Origin of the sequence: Streptomyces sp. TRM64462, from assembly GCF_013362995.1 — a bacterium.
Lineage (GTDB): Bacteria > Actinomycetota > Actinomycetes > Streptomycetales > Streptomycetaceae > Streptomyces.
In genome coordinates this window covers 11,185-32,623 of record NZ_JABWDV010000321.1, presented here as the reverse complement: position 1 = coordinate 32,623, position 21,439 = coordinate 11,185, and the positions used below count along the sequence as shown (strand labels likewise).

Here is a 21,439-nt window from a genome sequence, read left to right as displayed (position 1 = left end):
TACCCCCACCGTCCTCCAGATGGAGGCCGTCGAGTGCGGGGCCGCCGCGCTCGCCATGGTGCTGGCCCACCACGGGCGGCACGTGCCGCTGGAGGAGCTGCGGATCGCGTGCGGCGTCTCCCGCGACGGCTCCCGCGCCGGCAACATCCTCAAGGCGGCCCGCGGCTACGGCCTCCGGGCCAAGGGCATGCAGATGGAACCGTCGGCGCTCGCCGACGTCCCGCCGCCCGCCATCCTGTTCTGGGAGTTCAACCACTACGTCGTCTACGACGGCACGGGCCGCCGCTTCGGGCGGCGCGGCGTCCACATCAACGACCCCGACAAGGGCCGCCGTTTCGTGCCCGATGAGGACTTCGACACCAGCTTCACCGGCGTCGCCCTGGTACTGGAGCCGACCGCCGCGTTCCGCAGGGGCGGCCGCAGACCGGGTGTCCTGCGCACCGTCCCCACACGTCTGCGCGGCACCACCGGGACGCTGCTGGCCGCGCTCCTGGCGAGCCTGCTGCTGGTCGTGGCCGGGGCGGCGCTGCCCGCGCTGAGCCGCACGTACATCGACCTGTTCCTGATCGGGGAGCAGACGTCCGTCCTCGGGCCGCTGTTCGCGGCGATGGCGACGGTCGTGGCGCTCACCGCCGTGCTGACCGGGCTGCAACAGGCCAATCTGCTGCGCGGCCGGATCATCGCGTCCACGCTCGGCAGCGCCCGCTTCCTGCGGCACCTGATGCGGCTGCCCGTCACGTTCTTCGGGCAGCGCAGCCCCGCGGACCTGGTGCAGCGCCTCCAGTCCAACGACGCCGTCGCCGAGACCCTCGCCCGCGACCTGGCGGCGGCGGGCGTGGACGGGGTCGTGGTGCTGCTGTACGCACTGCTGATGTGGACGTACGACCCGCAGCTCACGGTCGTGGGCGTCCTCGTGGCGCTGCTCAACGTGGTCGCCATCCGGATCGTGCTGCGGCTGCGGGCCACCCGGACGCAGAAGCTGCGCGCCGACAGCGCACGGCTGACGACCACCTCGTACACCGGGCTCCAGCTGATCGAGACGATGAAGGCGACCGGCGGCGAGAACGGCTACTTCCGCCGCTGGGCGGGCCAGCACGCCACGACGCTGGAGGAGCAGCAGCGGCTCGGCGTGCCCAGCGCGGCCCTGGCGGTCGTGGCACCCGCGCTCGCCACGCTCAACAGCGCGCTGATCCTGTGGATCGGCGGGCTGCGGGCGGTCGACGGGCATGTGTCGATCGGTCTCCTGGTGGCGTTCCAGGCTCTGGTGACCCGGTTCACCGCACCGATCACGCGGCTGAACGGGATCGCGGGCCGCATCCAGGACTTCGCCGCGGACGTCGCCCGCCTGAAGGACGTGGAGAACTTCCCCGCCGACCGGCTGTACGCCCGCCCCCAGGGCCCGGACGCGGGGGCGCGGCGGCTGACGGGGCATGTGGAGCTGGAGGACGTCACGTTCGGGTACAGCCCGCTGGACGAGCCTCTGCTGAAGGGGTTCTCGCTGACGGTCGGGCCGGGCCGGCAGGTGGCGCTGGTCGGCGGCTCCGGCAGCGGCAAGTCGACGGTGTCGCGGCTGATCTCGGGCCTGCACAGCCCGTGGGAGGGCACGGTCCGGATCGACGGGCGGCGGTTGGAGGACATCCCGCGGGGCGCGCTCGCCGCGTCCGTGTCCTTCGTCGACCAGGACGTCTTCCTGTTCGAGGGGACGGTACGGGACAACGTGGCGCTGTGGGACCCGTCGATCCCGGACGAGGCGGTCGTGGCCGCGCTGCGGGACGCGGCGCTGTACGACGACGTGATCGCGCGGCTGCCGGACGGCATCCACGCGCGCGTGGAGCAGGACGGCCGGAACTTCTCGGGCGGGCAGCGGCAGCGCCTGGAGATCGCCCGCGCGCTGGTGCGGCGGCCGAGCGTCCTCGTCCTGGACGAGGTGACGAGCGCCCTGGACGCGCGGACGGAGCAGGTCGTGATGGAGAACCTGCGGCGCCGCGGCTGCGCGTGCGTGGTCATCGCGCACCGGCTGAGCACGGTCCGGGACAGCGACGAGATCGTGGTACTCGACCGCGGCACGGTCGCCGAGCGCGGGCGGCACGCGGACCTGGTGGCGGCCGGCGGCGTGTACGCCCGGCTGGTGAGGGAGCGCTGACATGACGTCGGAGACGCCGGCCGTGCTCGACCCGGTCGTCCACGCGCTCGGGGGCCTCGGTACGCATGTGGACGGCTCCGGGGAGCGGACCGTGCACCTCGAAGGGCCGCAGGTGCTGTGGCTGGTGGTGGCCGGCGGGCTCGACCTGTTCGCGGTGGACGTGGCGCGGGAGGGGCCGTGGCACTTCCTGGGCCGCCTGGAGGCCGGCAGCCTGCTGCTGGGCCCGGTCGCGGGGCCGCAGCACACGCTGCTGGCCCGCCCGTCGCAGGACTGCGCGCTGCGCCGCATCGGCCTGCGGGAGCTGTGGAACGACCAGACGTACGGGCACGGGCACGGGCACGGATACGAGCAGGGGTACGAGCAGGGGTACGGGCCCGGGCACGGCTACGGCGAGCCGCAGCGGCAACCGTCCCCGCTGGAGCACGCGTTCGCGCTCGGTACGGCGCGGAGCCTGGGCGTCCTGTTCGAGGCGCCGCTCGGCGACCGTGACGCGGCCGAGGCGTCCGTGGAGCACGCCCCGGCAGGCGACGAGGACATGCTGTGGATGCCCGTCCCGCCCGGCAGCGTCCGGTACGGCGCCGAGTTCGCCGCCGACGCCGCGGCGGAGCTGATGGTCGACGGCGGGCTGTGGCAGCGGATGGTCAACCAGCAGCACCGGCTGCTGTCGGCCGTCGACCGGTGGATCGAGCGTCTGGAGCGGGCCCACGAGGACCGTACGGCCGCCGGTATCCGGGCGGGCGAGGCCGTACGGGCGCGTGCGGACCAGGCGCTCCTGGCGTCCATCGGCGGCCCGCGCCGGGCCGGCGGGGGGTCCCGTACGGACGCGGCCTCCGACGACCTGGCGTTCGCGGTGTGCCGCCGGGTCGCGCGGGCGGCCGGGGTCACGCTCACGGAGCCGTCGGCGCGTGCGGGGTCCACCGCGGACGGCGGCGACCGCCTGGACGTGGTGGAGCGGATCGCCGTCGCCTCCCGCGTCCGTACGCGCGCGGTGCGCCTCGACGGGCCGTGGTGGCGGCGGGACGCGGGCCCGCTGGTGGGGCGCTGGGCGTCGTCGGGGGCGCCGGTGGCGCTGCTGTGGCGGCGCGGCCGGTACGAGGCGGTGAACCCGGCGTCGGGGCTGCGGCGGCGCGTGGACGCCCGGACGGCCGCGGAGCTGGAGCCGCGTGCGGTGATGTTCTACCGGCCGTTGCCTGACCGGCCGATGGCGGCGTGGCGGCTGGCCCGGTTCACGCTGCGGGGCAGCGGCCGGGACCTGCGGAACCTGGTGCTGGCGGGCCTGGTGTCGGTGGCGCTGGGCGCGCTGGTGCCGGTGGCGACGGGCAAGGTGCTCGGCGAGTACGTCGCGGCGGCCGAGCGGTCCCTGATCGTGCAGACGGCGCTGGCGGTGGTGGTCGCGGGCGTGGTGTCCGCCGCGTTCGCGCTGCTGCAGAACCTGACGGTGCTGCGGATCGAGGGCCGGATCGAGAGCGTGCTGCAGCCGGCCGTGTGGGACAGGCTGCTGCGGCTGCCGGCCCGGTTCTTCGCGGGCCGTTCGACGGGTGAACTGGCCAGTGCGGCCATGGGGATCAGCGCGGTGCGGCGGGTGCTGTCCGGGACGGGCCCGGTGGTGGTGCAGTCCTGCACGGTGGGGTTCGTGAACCTGGCGCTGCTGCTGTGGTTCAGTGTGCCGCTGGCGCTGGTGGCGTTGGCGATGCTGCTGGTGGCGGGGGTGCTGTTCCTGGGCCTCGGGCTGTGGCAGGTGCGGTGGCAGCGGCGGCTGGTGAAGCTGACGCACCGCCTCAACAACCAGGCGTACCAGACGCTTCGGGGCCTGCCGAAGCTGCGCGTCGCGGCGGCGGAGAGCTTCGCGTACGCGGCGTGGGCGGGCGAGTTCGCGCGCTCGCGTGAGCTGCACCGGCGGGCGGGCCGCATCAAGAACCTGACGACGGTGGTGGACGCGGTCCATCTGCCGCTGTGCATGCTGGCGTTGTTCATGCTGCTGGCCGGTCCGGCGCGCGGGACGCTGTCGGCTGCGGGGTTTCTCACGTTCAGCACGTCGGTGACGATGCTGCTGACGTCGGTGACGATGCTGACGGGGGCGCTGGTGTCGGCGGCCGCGGCGTTGCCGCTGTACGAGCAGGTGAAGCCGGTCCTCGAGGAGGCGCCTGAGGTGCGGGGCGGCAGTGCGCGGCCGGGTGTCCTGTCGGGGGCGATCGAGGTGCGGGACGTCTCCTTCCGGTACGGCGACGACGCTCCGCTGACACTGGACGGCGTGTCCTTCCGTATCGAGCCGGGCGAGTTCGTCGCGGTCGTGGGTCCGAGCGGCTGCGGCAAGTCGACGCTGCTGCGGCTGCTGATCGGCTTCGAACAGCCGTCGTCCGGCAGTGTGCTGTACGACGGTCAGGACCTGGCGGCGCTGGACCGGGCCGCGGTGCGCCGCCAGTGCGGCGTGGTGCTCCAGCACGCGCAGCCGCTGACCGGGTCGATCATGGACTGTATCTGCGGTGCGGAGTCGTTCTCGCCGGACGAGGTGTGGGCGGCCGCGGAGATGGCGGGCCTGGCGGAGGACATCCGGCGGATGCCGATGGGCCTGCACACGATGATCGCGAGCGGCGGGGCGGTCTCCGGGGGCCAGCGGCAGCGGCTGATGATCGCGCAGGCGCTGATCCGGCGGCCCCGGATCCTGTTCTTCGACGAGGCGACGAGCGCCCTGGACAACGCGACGCAGCGGACGGTCATGGAGTCGACGCACCGGCTCGACGCGACGCGTCTGGTCATCGCGCACCGCCTTTCGACGGTGCTGGACGCCGACCGGGTGATCGTCCTGTCGGCCGGCCGGATCGTGGAGGAGGGCGCCCCGGCCACCCTGCTGGCGGACACGGGCGGCCATTTGTACGAACTCGTCGTTCGTCAGATGATATGACGCGAAAGGCGGCCGGAGGCCGCTGTCAGGCCGCCGCGGGCCGTGCCGCGGCGGTCATGGGGGGCGCCGCTCGAAAGGGTGGGCTTCGCGTGTGGCGGACCTGGCACGCCCGGGCCGCGGGAACCCCTGACTCCGGAACCCGTCCGGAACGGCCGGGCGGCGCGTCCTGACGCGACACGGAGGAACACATGATCAAGAAGGCCCTTGCCTGCGCGGCGCTCGTGGCGGCCGCCACGGCCCTCGGCATCGCCCCCGCCGCAGCCAACGACGACGTGGGCGGCAGCTTCGGCGCGGGCGAGCACGCCGCGACGCATTTCCACTACCTGCAGTCCGCGGGCGGCGCCGTGATCGCCAGTGGCGGTGCGTCCGAGGGCTCGGCCATGCACGCCAGCTGGTAAGGCAGCGCCTCCCCCGGCGTCCCGCCGGACCCAGGAGCCGTCAGGCGCGTCGGTCGACGCCGCCTGGCGGCTCCTCGCGCGGGACCGCGGCGTGCTGCTCTCGCGCGCTGTCTCAGTCGTCGTGGTGGACGGTGCCGTCCTCGTCCATCCTGGGGTGCATCCTCATCGGCTCATGGGCGTCCAGGTCCGACGGGCGGGGCGGTTCGGGCCCGTCGGGGCCGCAGCGGACGAACCGTTCGACGCGGCACACCCGGAACAGCCGGTCGCCGACCCGTACGTCGTTGACGCGCCGCTTCTTCCGCAGGGTCTCGGCAGCACGCGCGTACCGCTTCCGCTCCGGCTCGTCGAACTCGTGGACCAGGGGCCAGACCTCCGTCATGGCGTGGTACAGGCCGAGCCGCGCGTCGTGCGGGGTCGCGCGCAGGGCGCCGCGCGGCCGCCACCCGGTGCCGTTGCGCTCCGCCACGGCGAACCCGACCGGCAGCAGCACCACGTCCGGGTGCCGCCTGACCGCCCGCTCGGACTCCCTGCGTACGTCGGCGGGGAACCGGGCCCCGGTGTACGCGAAGCCCCGCAGGGCGAGTCTCATGGCGCCGGCCATGAAGCCGGTCTCGCGGTCCGGGTCGAGCGCGAAGCCGACGTCGGCTGACCGGTCGTCGCCGTACGGCCGTTCCTCCCACGACACCCTGGCCGGCTCCGGGTCGGTCGGCCGCGGCGGTTCGAGGCCGTCGTCGCCGCTGCGTGCGAACTCGTCGCCGCGGACGACACGGTGGCGTACGCCGAGGATCTCCAGTTCGTCGGCCGGCTCGCGTTCCAGGACGGCGACGGCGGCGAGGAGTGCACGCCGTACGGCCCGGTCGTCGGTGTCGTCCTTGGCCCTGAACCAGAGCATCGAGTGCAGCGTGTCGCGCGCGTCCTGCGGCGTGCCCTGCGTGACCGGGGTCAGCAGCCGCCATGCCGCGCCGTCGGCGGCGTCCTGCGTGGCGATCCCGAACACCGGCCCGCGCAGCGCGACATGCGGGTACTTGCGGGACGCGTCGACCGCGTCGGCCTCGATCACCCACTCCGTGGGATCGGCCCGGCGCACCAGCCCCTCGTGGAGGCGGTCGATCTGTCGCTTCCAGGCATCGGTCATGCGCACAGTGTGATGCTCCCCGGGGCACCTACCGGCTGGATCACCGGTATTGCCGCAGCGCACGGCCGGATTCTGCTAGGAGGCGCGGCGGAGCTGTCAGGCGTGGGGCGACCGGGCCGCCAGGCCGTCGAGGATGAGGGCGAGACCTCGTTCGAAGCCGCGGTCGTCGAGGGAGGCGAGGCCGCCGGGCAGGGCGGCCGCGTCCTCCAGGGAGCCGGCGAGCGCCGGGTACGCCGGGCGGTAGCCGTCCGGCGTACGGGCGAAACCGGCGGTGAACGTCTCCAGCGCGGAGCCCAGGACCAGGTAGTCGATGGCCGCCGCCGCCTCGGCGGCCTGCGCGGGCGTGCATCCGGCGCGGGCCAGGGCGGACAGCAGCGTGTCGTAGCCGCGCAGCGCCCGGTCCGCCTCGACGCGGCGCCGGGCGACCAGCGGGATCACGTTCCAGTGGCGCACATACACCTGTCGGTAGCCGCGCGCGTACGCGGCGATGCCCTCACGCCAGTCCGGGTTGTCGAGCGGCGCCAGGTCGATCTCCTCGTTGATCAGCTCCGAGGCGGCGTCGAGAAGATCGTCCTTCGAGGCGACGTGGTGGTAGAGCGAGGCCCCGCGCACCCCCAACCGGTCAGCGAGCGTACGCATCTTCAGGGCCTGCGGGCCCTCCTGGTCCAGGAGTTCCAGGGCCGCCCGCGCGATGATCTCGCGGCTCAGCAGCGCCCGACTCGGTCGCCCCACGGTGACACCCTCCCTCTCGCCCGCGTCAGGTTACCGGGCGGAAGGGGGTTCACATCCAGCCACCGCCGAGCTAATGTCCCGGCCAGCGCGATACCTAACGCGGTTAGATTTATCGGCCCGCCGAGTGTCCCGCACACGACCCGCGCCCCGCCCCGTCCCGTCCCGAAGGGATCCCATGACTGCTCCATCCCCCCACGCCACCGGCACCGGCACCGGCACCGATACCGGCGCCGACACCGATGCCGCCCGGCTCAAGGCCCTCGGGTACAAGCAGGAGCTGCGCCGCAGCCTCGGTGTGCTCGGCAACATCTCCATGGGCTTCGCCGTGGTCTCCCCGGTCGTGGCGCTGTACGCGGTGGCCATGGTCGGCACGATCGTCGCGGGGCCCGCCTGGATCTGGGCGCTGCCGCTGGTGCTGATCAGCCAGTGCCTGGTGGTCAACGTGTACTCCGAGCTCGCGTCGCAGTGGCCGCTGGCGGGCGGCCCGTACCAGTGGGGGCGCCGGCTGCTCGGGCCGTCCTTCGGCTGGATGGGCGGCTGGGTGTGGCAGTTCGCCGTGATGTTCGGCAACACCACGGTCGCCTATCTCGCGGCGCCGTGGGTGTTCGCCCTGATCGGGGTCACGCCCACGCCCGGGCAGCTCGTGGCGGTGTCGATCGCCGTACTGCTCGGCTGCATGCTGGTCAACGCCTACGGGATCAGGGTGCTCCGGCTCTTCGTCTCGCTCGGTATCGCCGCCGAGGCGGTCGCCTCGGTCCTGGTCGGCTTCGCGCTGCTGCTGTTCTTCCGTGAGCACGGCTTCGTCCTGTTCACGGAGACCATGGGCGCCGAGGCGCTGTCCGGCGGATCCGTCACGCTCGCGTTCCTCACCGCGATCGCCGTCGCCGGCTGGGCGTTCATCGGGTTCGACGCGTGTGTCTCCGCCTCCGAGGAGACCAGGGACGCCGGCCGCCAGGTGCCGCGCGGCATGTGGTGGGCGCTGCTCAGCGTCGGCGCCGTCGTGATCCTCAACGCCATGGCGGTCGCGCTCTCGCACCCGGACCCGGAGAAGGTCGCGCTGGGCGAGGACCTGGACCCGGTGACGACCGCGGTGGTCCACTCCTTCGGCTCGTGGTCGGACAAGCCCTTCGTGGTGGTCGTCCTGGTCGGCTTCCTGGCGTGCGCCATGGCCTCCCAGGGCGGTGCGGCGCGCGGCCTGTACTCGCTGGCGCGGGACGACGTCTTCCCGTTCTCGAAGCACGTACGGAAGGTCAACAGGCGCAAGGCGCCGATCGGCGGGCTGGTCGCGTCCACGCTGGTCAGCTGCTGCGGGCTGATGCTCGGCCTGAACGCCACCGCGATCGGCAGCCTGATCGCGTTCGGCACCGCCGCGACGTTCCTGCCCTTCTTCCTGGTCTCCCTGGCCGCCCTGGTCGCCCGGCTGCGGGGTACGTGGGTGCCGTCGGGGCACATCCGGCAGGGCCGCAAGGGCACGTTCCTGAACGTGCTGGCGGTGCTGTGGACCGCCTTCGAGGTGGTCAACGTCTGCTGGCCCCGGGAGATCCTCGCCGTGCCGGGCGCGCCCTGGTACCAGGTGTGGGCCGGACTGCTCGGCACGGCGGCCGTCATCACCATCGGCCTCGGCTACCTGCTGGTCAGGCGCCCGCAGGACAAGCTGCGCGCGCGGGACGCGGAGCGCACGGCGGGGACGCCGGAGGCCGGGGAGACGGTCTCCGCCACGGACCCGGCCACGGACCCCGCCACGGACCCCGCCACGGCTCCCGCGAAGGCCCCAGCGACGGACCCCGCGACGGACCCCTCGCTCGCCACCGAGCGCTCCTGACCCCGGGACGCGGCCCCCGCGTCCCGGAGTCGCGCGGCCCCCGCGTCCCCATCCCTCCACGCCCCTTCAACCCTCAGGAGATGTCATGAGCGTGACAGGATCATCGCGTCCCCGTATGTCCCGGCGCGCTTTCGGCGCCGCCGTCATGGCGGCGGCGGCCGCCGCCACGCTGCCGGCCGGCCGCGCCTTCGCCGACGAGGTGTTCCACGCGCCGGCCGAGTGGGAGCCGCACGCGGCCTGCGTCATGGCCTGGCCGTGGGACCGGACCATCGGCTGGGGCGGTCTGCTGACCGCCGTCCAGGACGAGATCGCCGGCATCGCCCGGGAGATCGCCCGCTTCGAACAGGTCGTCATGGTCGCCGAGCCCGGCCACGGCGCCACGGCCGCCGCGCGGTGCGGCAGCACGGTGACCGTCATCGAGTACCCGATCAACGACTGCTGGACCCGGGACACCGGCCCCGTCTTCACGGTCGACGCCACGCGGACGCGGAGGGAGGGCCTGGACTTCGCGTTCAACGGCTGGGGCGGCAAGTACCCGTACGACAAGGACGACCTCCTGCCCGTCGGCGTCTGCGACCACTTCGGCGTGCCGCGCAGGCCCGTCGACATGGTCCTGGAGGGCGGGGCCGTCATCACCGACGGGCAGGGCACCCTGATCACGACGGAGGAGTGCCTGCTGAACCCCAACCGGAACCCGGACATGACCCAGGCGCAGATCGAGAGCGCCCTGAAGGACGCGTACGGCGCCACCAAGGTGATCTGGCTGCCGTACGGCCTGGCGTACGACGACATCACCAACGGCCACGTCGACCTGTGCGCCGCGTACCTGGGTCCGGCCCGGCTTCTCGTCCACACGCAACCCGACACCGCGAACCCCAACCACGCGCGCATGGCGGCCAACAAGGCGGTCCTGCAGGGTTCGACGGACGCCCAGGGCCGCCCGTTCCAGCTCACGGAGATCCACCAGCAGCCGCACTTCACCCTCCAGGGGCTGACCGTGCGGACCTTCAGCTACACCAACTACTACGAGACGAGCGGCAGCGTCGTCGTCCCACTCGCCCAGCACGCGGACGACGCGCCCGCCCTGGCCCTGCTCCGCACGCTGTTCCCCGGCCGCGAGGTCGTGGGCGTCCCCGCCCCGACGCTGGCCTGGGGAGGCGGCGGCGTCCACTGCGTCACCCAGCACGTACCGGCGACACAGTGACCCGCTGAGCCCGACGGGCCCGGTCGGGCGCGCCGGAGGTCAGGGGGCCCACTTGTACTTTCCGCCCCCGACCCAGCGCACGACGGCCGGGTCGTCGAGGTCGACGTGGGCGAGGCCCGCGCGGTGCGCCAGTCTGATCACATCGAGGATGTCCTGCGCCGCGCCGGCCACCTCCCCTCTGACCTCCACCAGACGGTACGGAGGGTCGGCCGGTACGACGCCGGTGACCACGATCGGTGCGCCGCCCGAGCGCGCGCCCGCGCTGCCGTGGGGAACGTTGTCGCTCATCGCCTGGGCCTCTCTCCGCGAGGCGGAATAGCCGAATATCCGATTCATCCCACTTGTCACGCCATGCTATCGGACCGTCACGCATCACGCGGAGGCCCGCCCCCGCGGCGTCGCCCGGACGACCGGGGCAAGCAGCCCGGCGAGCCAGCCGGCCAGCTCCTCCTTGCCCGGGCCGACGGCCACGAACCCCGGGGCGTCCTGCGGGGTGTCCCCGCCGACGGGCAGATACGTCCCGCCGGCCGCCCGTACGAGCGCGGCGCCCGCCGCCACGTCCCAGGGGCGGATGAGCAGGTTGCAGGCGGCGTCGGCGCGCCCGGAGGCGACCCACGCGAGCGAGAGCGCGGTCGAGTAGACGCGCCGCACCTCGACGCGGTCGAGCAGGACGCCCAGGAATTCCAGGGACTCGGCGTTCACCCGTCCGGGCAGCGGTACGTCGGTCAGGACCACGGGCGCGTCCACCGTGCCGGGCCCGGGCAGCCACAGCGGCGGCCGCACCTGGAAGGGGACGCCGTCGGCACCCGTGAAGCACTCGTCACGGAAGATGTCGTACACGCAGCCCGCGACCAGTTCCCCGCCGACGGCAGCGCCGACCGAGACACACGCGAGCGGGAGGCCGCGCAGGAAGTTGCCGGTGCCGTCGATGGGGTCGACGTACCAGGTCACGCCCTCGCCGGGGCGCGTCCCGCGCTCCTCGCCGACCACGGCCGAGCCCGGCACGGCCGCCGTCAGGGCCCGTACGACGCGGTCCTCGACCGCGAGGTCGGCCTCCGTCACGTAGTCCAGCGGCCCCTTGGCCCGTGCCGGGAACGCCGTCTCCCGCTGCCGCAGGAACTGCGCCGCCTCACGGCAGCACTTCTCGGCCACCGCGAGCAACGCGGCGCCGTCCGGGCCGTACGCCGGCGCCATGACCGGACCCCTCTCCGTGTTCGGACCGTACGTACGTACGGTACGGTCCCGCGCCCGCAGGCGCCCTGTCCGGGGCGGGCCTAGCCTGGACGGGACGGGACGGACAGGACGGCACGGGACGGACGGAGGTGGCGTCATGGCGCACCGGCAGACCGACGAAAGGGCCGCCGAAAGAGCCGCCGCGAGCGATCCGGAACCGCACGCGCTGAGTCCGTCGGCGGTACGGGATCTGTTCGCCGACCGGGCCCCGCTCGGGCTCGTGCGGCTCTTCGAGCCGTCCGTACCGCTGGTGCTGGACGGCGAGCCGGTCGAGGACGAGGAACGCATGCACGCCGACTTCCCGGGGCCGCTGCACCTGACCCGGCTCGGGGACGGCGAGGAGATGGTGCTCGCCGCGTTCACCGACCGTGCGGCGATGCTCGCGGAGGTGCGGCGGTACGCGGGCGATGAGCCGTCCCCGGAGCGGCTGGAGCGGGCGCGGGCATCGCTGGAGCACGTGTGCACGACGAACCCGGGCTCGCTGCCCGAGCAGGTGTGCTTCTTCGAGGACGCCGGGGAGTCGGGCGACGTCAGGTGCCTGGACCCGGCGCGGGGTTATCCGAACCTGAGCCGGGTCCGCCGGGGCTTCCTCGGCACGCAGAACTGGAACGATGTGATCTCGTCGCTGAGTTGGTGCCGCTTCGACGTGTCGCTGTTCGACGCCTTCGACTGGCAGGGCAACGAGTTCTTCGCGCCGCGCGGCTGCAACACCCCGGACCTGAACCGCTTCGGCTGGGGCGACCGCGCGGCGTCGATCGCGAACTGGGGCCCGTAGGTCCGTAGCTCCGTAGGTCCACCGGGTCTCAGCGGCAGCGGAACGGCAGGGTCACGCGGCTGGCCCACTTCGGTTCGGGTGCCTGGACGACGATCCAGAAATCGGGGACGCGGCCTTCGTACCGTCCGCTGACGCGCACCTTCACCGACCGGCCGAGTTCCAGCGTGCCCGACGACGGTTCGATGAGCACGTCGCGGGCGATGTTGCCGGCGGTGTACTCGCGGCGGTCGCCCGGGTCGTAGTCCAGGGCGACCGCCTTCCACCGGGTCCTGGCGTGGTAGGGCTCCACCCGGAACTCGGCGTCGATCGCGGTGCACGAGACGTCGGACCTGCCGTCGCCGAAGCCGTCGGGGCGCAGGTCCCGTACGGTGATGTGCCCGGTGTACCCGTCGTCTCCGTCGTCTCCGTCGTGCCCGTCGCGTCCGTCGCGTCCGTCGTGTCCGTCGTGCTCCTCGTGCCCGGGGCTCGCTCCGGGACCGGGTGCGCCGGGTGCCGGTGCCCGGCCGGTGTCGTGGTCGCGGCCGTCGCACGCGGCCGTCAGCAGCGCGAGTGCGGAGGCCAGCGCCGCCGCCACGGCCGCCGCACGTCGTCGTCCCGCGTATGTGCTCATGGTGGTGCCCCCCTGGCTGTACGGCCCGTGCTTCTGCCGCAGCAGTGTCCGGGCACCGCTCCGGCGCCCTCAACGGCTCCGCACGCCTCGTTACGGATTCACTACGCGGCGTGCGATTCCGTTCGCCTCAGAACGCGAGCGCCGCCCCGCACGTACTGGACGTCAGGCAAGCCCGGACGGACGGGCACGACGGACGGAGGACGTGCGACATGACGACGATCGGCACGAAGGGGCGGGGTCGGCAGGGGCGTCGGCGGGTACTCGGCGGCATCGCGCTGTTCACCTGCGGCGCTCTGGCATCGGCGGGGTTCGCGGCGGCCGGTGCGGCACTCGCGGAGCCGGGCACGGCGCACGCCTCCAGCCACCGGGAGGCCCCGCTGATCTCGGGTCAGCCCCAGTTCGACACCACGGACCTGTACGCGTTCGTCAGCCCGGACCGTCCCGACTCGACGACCCTGGTCGCGAACTGGCTGCCGTTCCAGGAGCCGGCGGGCGGGCCGAACTTCTACCCCTTCGCCGAGGACGCCCGCTACAACTTCCACGTCGACAGCGACGGTGACGCCGAGGACGACCTCGTGTACCGGTTCACGTTCAAGGACCACCGCAAGAACGAGCACACCTTTCTCCACAACACCGGCGTCGTGGAGAGCCTGGACGACCCGGACCTCAACTTCACGCAGACGTACGACGTGGAGCTGCTGCGCCTGAAGAAGGGGAAGGTCGCCTCACGCCACGCCCTGGCGAAGCGGCTGCCGGTCGCGCCGTCGAACGTCGGCAAGGCCTCCATGCCCGACTACGGGAAGCTGCGCGACCAGGCGGTGCGTGAACTGCCCGGCGGGCTCAAGGCGTTCGCGGGCCAGGCCGACGACCCGTTCTTCCTGGACCTGCGCGTCTTCGACCTCCTTTACGGCGGCGACCTGTCGGAGGTCGGGAACGACACGCTCAAGGGCTACAACGTCAACACCATCGCCCTCCAGGTGCCGAGCGCGTACCTCCGCGAGTCGGCGGAGCAGCCGGTCGTCGGCGTCTACACGACGACGGAGCGCAGGAACGCGTACGGGGACTGGACCCAGGTGTCGCGCCTCGGCATGCCGCTGGTCAACGAGGTCGTCAACCCGGTGAAGGACAAGGACACGTTCAACGCGTCGTCCCCGAAGCAGGACGCGCGGTTCCTGAAGAACGTCACGGAGCCGGAGCTTCCGAAGCTCATCGAGCAGATCTACAAGATCAAGGCGCCGGCGACGCCGCGCAACGACCTCGTGTCGGTGTTCCTGACGGGTGTCGACGGCATCAACAAGCCGCCGAACGGCGTCCCTTCGGAGATGCTGCGGCTCAACACGTCGGTCGAGCCGGTCGCCGAGCCGAAGCGGCTGGGGGTACTCGACGGCGACACCGCGGGCTTCCCGAACGGCCGGAGGCTCACCGACGACGTGGTCGACATCGCGCTGCAGACCGTCGAGGGCGAGCTCGTCGGCGCGAAGAACGACCTGGGTGACGCCGTCGACGCCAACGACAAGGACTTCGGCGGCAGCTTCCCGTACGTCGCCCTGCCGTCCGCCGGTTCCGACGTCAGGGCGGCGCAGGCCGCGACGAAGTCGGGGGCGACGGGGCTGACGGGCGGGTTCTCGTCGGTCACGGGGTCCTGGGACGCCGACACGGTGGTGCTCGTCTCGGCGGCGTCCGGGGGCGCCGCCGTGCTGCTCGTGGGCCTCGGCCTGCACCGGCTGCGCGGCGGCCGCGGGGGCGGCGGCCCGGCGCGCCGGTCGTGGCTCGGCTGAGGGCCCTCGGAGGCGGAGGTGAGGAACCACGAGGAGACCGAGGAAGAGGGAGCCCCCATGCTCGTACGGAAGTCCCTCCGCGAGCGGGCGGCGGCGCGTGGACGCGTGTGGGCGGCGGCATGTGGACGCCTGTGGGCGGGGGCGCGTGGACGCGGCGAACCGGCGGCGGTGCGTGGGCGTGAGCCGGCAGCCGCGTCCCGGCGGCGGCGCATGGCGACGGTCGTCGCGGTGGCGGCCGGGCTCACCGCCGCTTCGGTGGCGATCGGGCCGCCCGACGGCCCCGCTCCCCCGGCACGCGACGACCGGTCCGGGCGGGCCGCGTCCGTCCGCACCGGGGACGTCGCCACGGCGGCGCTGACGTCCCGGGACCTCGCGCGCGGCATCGACGGCCTGCAACGGCACCTCAAGGCCCGCCCGAAGGACGCCGCCGGCTGGGCGGCGCTGGGCGCGGCGTACGTCGAGGAGGCGCGGGTCAGCGGTGACCCGGCCCGTTACCCGCGGGCGCAGGAGGCGTTCGCCCGGTCGCTGCGGCTGCGGCCGGCGGGCGACAACGACGCGGCGCTCGCCGGGCAGGCCGCGCTGGCGGCGGCGCGGCACGACTTCGGTGCCGCGCTGCGCCTCGCCGACCGGGCGCTGCGCGTCAACCCGTACGGGGAGCGGGCGCTGGCGACGCGGGTGGACGCCCTCGTCGAGCTGGGCCGCTACGGCGACGCCCGGCGGGCGGTGGAGCTGGCCGACCGGCGGCGCCCCGGCATCCCGGTGTTCACCCGGTACGCGTACGTGCTGGAGCTGCACGGCGACGTGGCGGGCGCCCGGCGGGTGCTGGAGCGGGCGCTCGACTCCGCGTTCGGCGCGGGCGACCGGGCGTACGTGGCGACGGAGCTCGGGCAACTGGCGCTCGGCCAGGGCCGGTTCCGCGAGGCGCTGCGCCACTACGCCACGGCCTTGCGCGCCGAGCCCGGGTACGTGCCGGCGCTGGAGGGGCGCGGCCGGGCCCACGCCGGACTGGGCGAGGCGGAAGCCGCCGTCCGGGACCTGGAGGAGGCGGTACGGCGCGGCCCGCTGCCCGGGCGGCTCGCCGCGCTCGGCGAGCTGTACGAGGCGGCCGGCCGCCCGGAGCAGGCCGCGCGGCAGTACGCGCTCGTCGGCACCTGGACGCGGCTGGCCCGGGCGAACGGCGTGGCCACCGACCTGGACGCCGCGGTGGTCGAGGCGGACCACGGCGACGCCGCCGCGGCGCTGGCCTCGGCGCGCTCCGCCTGGTCCCGCCGCCAGACCGTCCATACGGCGGACGCGCTCGCGTGGGCCCTCCACGCGAACGGCAGGCACAAGGAGGCACTGCTCCACGCGAAGACGGCGACGGCCGGATCACCCGGCTACCGGAACGCATCCTTCCTGTTCCATCGCGGCATGATCGAGCGCGCGCTCGGCGACGACGCGTCCGCGCGCCGCCATCTGCGTGCGGCGCTCGCGCTCAACCCGGGCTTCTCGCCGGTCGGAGCGCGGGAGGCGCGGGCCGTGCTGGGCGGACCGGCGCGAGGGGGATCATGAGGCGTCGTGTCGCGGCGGCCCGGGCCGCCGCCACGCTGACGGCGGGGCTGGCCCTGGCGGCCGGTCCCGCCCCCGCGGCGCAGGCCCACCCTCTGGGCGACTTCACGGTCAATCAGTACGACGGGCTGGTCGTCGCGCCGGGGAAGCTCACCGTGGACCATGTCGAGGACCTCGCGGAGATCCCGGCCGCGCAGGAGACGCCCCGTATCGACACCGACGGCGACGGCGGCCTGTCGGGCGCGGAGCTGTCGGCGTGGGCGCGGGCGCGCTGCGCCTCGGCGGCGCGGGGCGCCCGGCTCACGGTCGGCGACACGGCCGTGGGTGTCACCGCCGGTGGTGACAAGGCAGGCGGTGGCGGTGGCGCCATGGCCGGCGGGGCGCGGGCCGAGGAGCGGGCGGGGCAGGCCGGTCTTCGGACCCTGCGCGTGACGTGCGCGCTGACGGCGGCGCTGCCGCGTGACGACGTGCCGCTGGTCCTGCGGTACGCCCCGGCCGACGCGTCGGCGGGGCCGGGTTGGCGGGAGATCACCGCGCGGGGCGACCGGATGACCGTCTCGGACACGGACGTGCCGGAGACCTCCGTGTCACGGAGGCTGAGGGCCTATCCGGACGATCTGCTGTCGTCACCGCCCGGCCTGCGCTCCGCCGCCTTCACCGCCAGGCCCGGCGGCGGCGCGGTGGCGGAACGGGACGCGGGCGGCGGCGACACGGCGTCCCCGGTGGCGGGAGTGCTGCCGCGCGGCGCCGACCGCTGGGCGCGGGCGCTGACGGGGCTGGTGGCCCGGCACGAACTGACCGTGGGCTCCGCCGTGTCGGCGCTCGGCGTTTCGGTGCTGCTGGGCGCGCTGCACGCGCTGGCCCCGGGGCACGGCAAGTCCCTCATGGCGGCCGCGGCGGCGGCACGGGGCCGCGGCTCGCTGAAGGAGGTGCTGACGTTCGGCGCCTCGGTGACTCTGACGCACACGCTGGGCGTGCTGGTCCTGGGCGCCCTGATCACGGCGGGTTCCGCGGCGGCTCCCACGGTGGTCTCCTGGCTCACGGTGGTGAGCGGCGCCGCCGTGGCGGCGGCGGGCGCGCTGCTGCTGCGCCGGGCGTGGCGACGACGGCACGCGCCGCACGGCCACAGCCACAGCCACACGCACGCGCACGCGCATGCCCCCGCGCATGCCCATGAACACGGTCACGGCCACGAGCACCCGGCTCCCCACGGTCACCCGCACGCCCACAGCCACGCCCCGCCCGTCCCGGGAGCGCGGGGTGTCGTCCTCATGGGGCTGGCGGGCGGTCTGGTGCCGGCCCCGTCGGCGGTCGTCGTGCTCATCGGGGCGGCGGCGCTCGGCCAGGCCTGGTTCGGCTTCCTGCTGGTCCTGGCGTACGGGGCGGGGCTCGCGCTCACGCTCGCGGTGACCGGGCTCCTGGTGGTACGGCTGCGGGACACGACCGTGCGGCGCCTGGCGCGGCGGCCACGCGACGGCGGCGGACTGTTCCGGCTGGTGCACCGTCTGGCGCCGCTCGGCACGGCGGCCGTCGTGCTGGTGCTGGGCTGCGGGCTGCTGGCGCGCGGGATGGCGGTCACGCTGGGCTGAGCGCCGCGCCGGCCGGTGTCGTACGGCGTGTCGTATGGCGTGTCGTACGGCGTGACAGGAAGGAGGGGAGGCCGCGCAGCGCGGCCTCCCCTCCCCTTGCGTCCGCCCCCCGGCGTCAGCTCCACGCCCGCGAGTACTCGCGCCGGTAGCTTCTGCGGTCGTGGGCGGTGCGGATGAAGCCACCCGCGACCAGCACGACCAGGCTCACGGCGATGACCAGGAGCCCGGGCACGAGCGTCTCCCGGACCCCGAGGAACGCGCCGGGCCCGGCGGCGCCACCCGGCCCGCCCACCGGCCCCACCGGCCCCTGCGCCCCCGCCCCCTCTCCCGCTCCCGCGCCGTACGGCGGAGCGGCCGCGACACCGCCGCCGTCCGGAGCCGGAGCGGTCCCGGTGAGCGTCACACCGAGCGCCGCCAGCGCCGCGGTGACGGGCTGGAAGAACGTGACACCTCCTTCGGCGCAGTCGCCCGTGCCGCCGGACGTCACGCCGAGCGCCTGCCCGTCCGCGAACAACGGGCCGCCGCTGTCGCCGGGTTCGGCGCAGGTGGTGGCCTGGACGAGTCCGGTGACGGTGCCCTCCGGGTAGTTGACCGTCACGTCGACGGCGGTCACCCGGCCGGAGCGCACGCCCGTGGTGGCTCCGCTCCGGAACACCTCCTGGCCGACGTACGGATCGGCGGCGCCCGTGATCCGTACGCCCCGGCCGCCGCCGACGCTCACGACACCCGACACGCCGGACACGCCGGGGTCCTCGTACGCGACGAGCGAGAAGTCGGCGCCGGGGAAGCGGCCCGCGGTCGTGGTGCCGACCGGGCGGGTGCCCCGGGCGTCCTCCGACCAGTCGGTGCCGGGCGGTCCGCAGTGCCCGGCCGTCAGGATGAAGTCGCGCCGTCCGTCGGTGACGTTGAAGCCGGCGGAGCAGCGGCCGCTCCGCGAGAAGACCGGGTCGGCGCCGTTGAGCCGGGTGGTGAGGGTGCCCGTGGTCCGTTCCATGTGGACGTGGCCGCCGATGCGTTCGGCGAGCCGCGCCATGCGGGACCAGTCGTCGGCGGCGACGGTGCTGTCGGCCTGGACGACGACCCGGTTGGCCGCGTAGTCCATCGCCCAGGCGGTGCCGGGCACGCGCGGGGCCTCGCGCAACGCGTCGACGGCCGTGCGCAGCCGGCGCATGCTGTGCGATACGACCTTGGCCCGGGCGCCCGCCCGTTCGGCCTCGGCCGCGGCGTCCTCGTCCGTGACGGCGACGACGGGGCGCCCGTCGGCCCCGACCCAGGTGCCCGCCGTACGGGAGTCACCGAGCCGCGCCACGAGGTGGGCGCCCAACTCGGCCGGGGGCGCGGGGCCTTCCGCCTGCTGCCGGTGCGGCGCGGGCTCGCTCGCCACGGCGGTGGTCACCATCAGGGCGCCGCAGAGCAGTCCGCCGACGGCCGCCAGCCGCACGGTCCTCCGTACGACGCGTCGTGCATGCCTCATCCGTCCCCTGCCTTCGAGCCGTTCCGACGCGTATCCGTACGTAGCGCTCGACCGCGGCGTTCAGCGAGGAGACCGAAAAGCACCCGTCCACCGACCTTGTCAATGGCCACGGGCACTCCTACATTCAACTCGTCAGTAACACTCGCGAGTACGATCGGCCGCCACCGTCGGCCTTCCCGTACCGCGATGGTCTCTCGGATCGTCCTCCCGCGCACCGCCGTGTCTCCCTGCGGCCTGACTTCGCGCCGGTCTCCATGGCTGCACGCTCTCCGGTGATCGCGGACATCAACAGAGGGGATATTTCATGAGAAAGACCTCCCGGACCGACGACCTGGACGAGGTCGTCGGCCGTATCCAGTGGAGACGCTTCGCCGCTCTGGCCGTGCCGGGCGTCGCCCTGACCGCCGCCCTGGGCGTCGCGCTGTCCAGCGGCGCGATCGCGGCCTCCTTCGCCGTGTCGGGGCAGCAGTTCAAGGTGTCGGCGGACAGTCTGACCGGGCAGGGCTTCGCCCAGTACGGGAGCTTCGACACCAACGCCCGCGACGAACTGCTGCCGGTCGCGGTCACCGCGATCCAGCGGGCCGAGCTGAAGAACCTGTGCCAGTCGGTGGTCACGTCCCTGCCGGTGGTCGGCGACATCTCCCTCAACCTCACGGCGGGCGGGTCGACGCCGGTCACGGCCACGAACCTGTTCGTGGACGCCACCCAGCTCTCCGGCAACGCCGAGTTCAACAACATCGAGATCGGCCGCGACGCGTCGACGCTCGACAAGGGACCCGACGGCGCGCAGGGCATGCAGGACCTCTTCGGCCAGCAGGCCGACGACGTACGGATCAACGATCTGCGGCAGGTCGCGTGGGCGACGAACGCGGGCACGTTCAAGCTGTCGGGTCTGAGCATGAAGATCACCAAGGGCAAGAAGGAATGCTTCTGACATGCCGCGGCGGCAGGCGTGGCGGCGCTGGCGCAGGAGCCGGCCGTTCTGGGGCGGGCTGCTGACCGTTCTGGCGGGCCTGGAGATCTGCAGCATCCCGCTCGCGCCCCTGGAGGTGATGCTCCACCAGGGCATCGCGGGCGTCCCGTCCGCCCTTCTTGGAATTGTCATGGTCACGCTAGGTCTGTCGGCCTGGGTGGCCCCCCACTACCGCGCCATGGCCGGCGTCGTCACGACGCTGATCGCCGCCGCCGCGCTCGTCATGTCCAACCTGGGCGGCTTCCTCATCGGGACCGTCCTCGGCATCGTGGGCGGCGCGATGATGTTCGCCTGGCAGCCCGTGGCGAAAGCCCGCCCCTCCGCCTGACCCGCCCACAGCCCCCTCGACACCGTTCGGGCCCCCCACACCCGCACCACGTGGCACCGCCACACCATCCCCGAAGGAGAACGCCCCATGGCAAGCCGCAGCACCCCCACACGCACCGCACTCTCCCTGGGCACCGGTCTGGCCGCGGCCGGAGCCCTGGCCCTCGCCGGCGTCACGCCCGCGGCGGCGCAGCAGACCGCCGCTCCGGCACCGGTCACGGCGAGCGGACCCACCACCGTGACCCCGGCCGGTCACGGCTTCTCCGCCGCGTTAAGCGGAAAGGCAACGCTCAAGTCCGGCTCGGTGACGGTCACCTGCTCCGTCTCGTCGTCGACCGGTACGGTCCCCGCAGCGCCGGACAACCACAACGCCGACGGCGCCGTGGTCAGCGCCATCTCGCCGCCGTCCTTCACCTCGTGCACGACGAGCATGCCGGGCGTGCGGGCCACCGTCACGACGAGCGGCTCGTGGACCGTGTCGATGCAGTACGGCTCCCCCGTCGTGGCGTCCTTCACGGTCCCCGCCGGCGGCCTGGTCGTGCAGACGTCTGGCCTGGCGAGCTGCACCGTCACGGCGGCCCCGACCGCGCCCGCGGTGACCAGCGGCACATGGGCCAACGGCGCCCCGTCGTCGCTGGCCTTCGCCAACGCAGCCGTCCCCATCAAGGTCGTGGGCGGCTTCGGCTGCCCGACCAGCGCGACGTCGTCGTCGTTCTCGGCGACGTACGTGGTGAGCGACACGACCGACCCGGCCCAGCAGATCACCGTCTCGGACTGACGCGGCACAGCGGTGGAG

The 21,439-nt window shown here is 73.9% G+C and carries 18 protein-coding genes; 12 read left to right on the top strand and 6 right to left on the bottom strand.

Annotated elements, in window-relative coordinates:
* The 3 genes from HTZ82_RS15925 to HTZ82_RS15915 form a co-directional block, all read left to right on the top strand.
* On the top strand, positions 1 to 2,143 hold a 2,143-nt coding region (locus HTZ82_RS15925; protein ID WP_254711890.1), incomplete at its 5' end, for an NHLP family bacteriocin export ABC transporter peptidase/permease/ATPase subunit.
* 1 nt (position 2,144) lies between these two features.
* Positions 2,145 to 5,045: an NHLP bacteriocin export ABC transporter permease/ATPase subunit gene (locus tag HTZ82_RS15920; protein WP_175410045.1), complete on the top strand. Its 2,901-nt coding sequence runs from the start codon at positions 2,145 to 2,147 to the stop codon at positions 5,043 to 5,045.
* Positions 5,046 to 5,233: 188 nt separating this feature from the next.
* The gene (locus HTZ82_RS15915) at positions 5,234 to 5,443 is read left to right on the top strand and encodes a hypothetical protein (RefSeq protein ID WP_175410044.1); all 210 of its coding nucleotides are present in this window, start codon (positions 5,234 to 5,236) and stop codon (positions 5,441 to 5,443) included.
* A 112-nt stretch (positions 5,444 to 5,555) separates the two neighbouring features.
* On the opposite strand, the gene HTZ82_RS15910 is transcribed toward HTZ82_RS15915, so the two are convergent.
* Complete coding sequence (locus HTZ82_RS15910; protein ID WP_175410043.1) at positions 5,556 to 6,578, bottom strand: DUF5954 family protein; 1,023 nt, start codon at positions 6,576 to 6,578, stop codon at positions 5,556 to 5,558.
* A gap of 96 nt (positions 6,579 to 6,674) precedes the next feature.
* Entirely contained in the window at positions 6,675 to 7,310 is a 636-nt protein-coding gene (locus HTZ82_RS15905; protein WP_175410042.1) for a TetR/AcrR family transcriptional regulator, read from the bottom strand.
* Between the two features lie 175 nt (positions 7,311 to 7,485).
* On the opposite strand from HTZ82_RS15905, the gene HTZ82_RS15900 reads away from it, so the two are divergent.
* Both HTZ82_RS15900 and HTZ82_RS15895 read left to right on the top strand, forming a co-directional pair.
* Complete coding sequence (locus HTZ82_RS15900) at positions 7,486 to 9,132, top strand: APC family permease (protein ID WP_175410041.1); 1,647 nt, start codon at positions 7,486 to 7,488, stop codon at positions 9,130 to 9,132.
* A gap of 115 nt (positions 9,133 to 9,247) precedes the next feature.
* A complete protein-coding gene (locus tag HTZ82_RS15895; RefSeq protein WP_254711889.1) occupies positions 9,248 to 10,336 on the top strand; it encodes an agmatine deiminase family protein in 1,089 nt (362 codons plus the stop codon).
* 39 nt (positions 10,337 to 10,375) lie between these two features.
* Here the strand turns inward: HTZ82_RS15895 and HTZ82_RS15890 are convergent, their stop codons facing one another.
* Both HTZ82_RS15890 and HTZ82_RS15885 read right to left on the bottom strand, forming a co-directional pair.
* On the bottom strand, positions 10,376 to 10,624 hold the full coding sequence (locus HTZ82_RS15890; RefSeq protein WP_175410039.1) for a hypothetical protein: 249 nt from the start codon (positions 10,622 to 10,624) through the stop codon (positions 10,376 to 10,378).
* An 84-nt stretch (positions 10,625 to 10,708) separates the two neighbouring features.
* The gene (locus HTZ82_RS15885) at positions 10,709 to 11,530 is read right to left on the bottom strand and encodes an inositol monophosphatase (protein ID WP_175410038.1); all 822 of its coding nucleotides are present in this window, start codon (positions 11,528 to 11,530) and stop codon (positions 10,709 to 10,711) included.
* A gap of 136 nt (positions 11,531 to 11,666) precedes the next feature.
* Between HTZ82_RS15885 and HTZ82_RS15880 the strand changes: the two genes are divergently transcribed.
* A complete protein-coding gene (locus HTZ82_RS15880) occupies positions 11,667 to 12,344 on the top strand; it encodes a hypothetical protein (protein WP_175410037.1) in 678 nt (225 codons plus the stop codon).
* Between the two features lie 28 nt (positions 12,345 to 12,372).
* On the opposite strand, the gene HTZ82_RS15875 is transcribed toward HTZ82_RS15880, so the two are convergent.
* Positions 12,373 to 12,954, bottom strand: coding sequence for a hypothetical protein (locus HTZ82_RS15875; protein WP_175410036.1), 582 nt, complete (start codon positions 12,952 to 12,954; stop codon positions 12,373 to 12,375).
* Positions 12,955 to 13,163: 209 nt separating this feature from the next.
* Between HTZ82_RS15875 and HTZ82_RS15870 the strand changes: the two genes are divergently transcribed.
* From HTZ82_RS15870 to HTZ82_RS15860, 3 genes are read left to right on the top strand one after another with little or no spacing between them, the layout of a single operon-like run.
* A complete protein-coding gene (locus HTZ82_RS15870; protein WP_175410035.1) occupies positions 13,164 to 14,732 on the top strand; it encodes a DUF4331 domain-containing protein in 1,569 nt (522 codons plus the stop codon).
* Positions 14,733 to 14,750: 18 nt separating this feature from the next.
* The gene (locus HTZ82_RS15865; protein ID WP_309235507.1) at positions 14,751 to 16,283 is read left to right on the top strand and encodes a tetratricopeptide repeat protein; all 1,533 of its coding nucleotides are present in this window, start codon (positions 14,751 to 14,753) and stop codon (positions 16,281 to 16,283) included.
* Entirely contained in the window at positions 16,280 to 17,869 is a 1,590-nt protein-coding gene (locus HTZ82_RS15860; protein ID WP_175410034.1) for a nickel transporter, read from the top strand. The genes HTZ82_RS15865 and HTZ82_RS15860 overlap by 4 nt, the downstream gene beginning before the upstream one ends.
* Before the next feature lie 115 nt (positions 17,870 to 17,984).
* Here HTZ82_RS15860 and HTZ82_RS15855 read toward each other — a convergent pair whose 3' ends face one another.
* The gene (locus HTZ82_RS15855) at positions 17,985 to 19,343 is read right to left on the bottom strand and encodes a S1 family peptidase (RefSeq protein WP_175410033.1); all 1,359 of its coding nucleotides are present in this window, start codon (positions 19,341 to 19,343) and stop codon (positions 17,985 to 17,987) included.
* Positions 19,344 to 19,647: 304 nt separating this feature from the next.
* Between HTZ82_RS15855 and HTZ82_RS15850 the strand changes: the two genes are divergently transcribed.
* From HTZ82_RS15850 to HTZ82_RS15840, 3 genes are all read left to right on the top strand, one after another.
* Positions 19,648 to 20,277, top strand: a complete 630-nt coding sequence (locus HTZ82_RS15850; RefSeq protein WP_175410032.1) for a DUF6230 family protein — start codon at positions 19,648 to 19,650, stop codon at positions 20,275 to 20,277.
* Position 20,278: 1 nt separating this feature from the next.
* The gene (locus HTZ82_RS15845; RefSeq protein WP_175410031.1) at positions 20,279 to 20,644 is read left to right on the top strand and encodes a DUF6114 domain-containing protein; all 366 of its coding nucleotides are present in this window, start codon (positions 20,279 to 20,281) and stop codon (positions 20,642 to 20,644) included.
* An 87-nt stretch (positions 20,645 to 20,731) separates the two neighbouring features.
* Complete coding sequence (locus HTZ82_RS15840) at positions 20,732 to 21,421, top strand: hypothetical protein (protein WP_175410030.1); 690 nt, start codon at positions 20,732 to 20,734, stop codon at positions 21,419 to 21,421.
* The last annotated feature ends 18 nt before the right edge of the window (positions 21,422 to 21,439 follow it).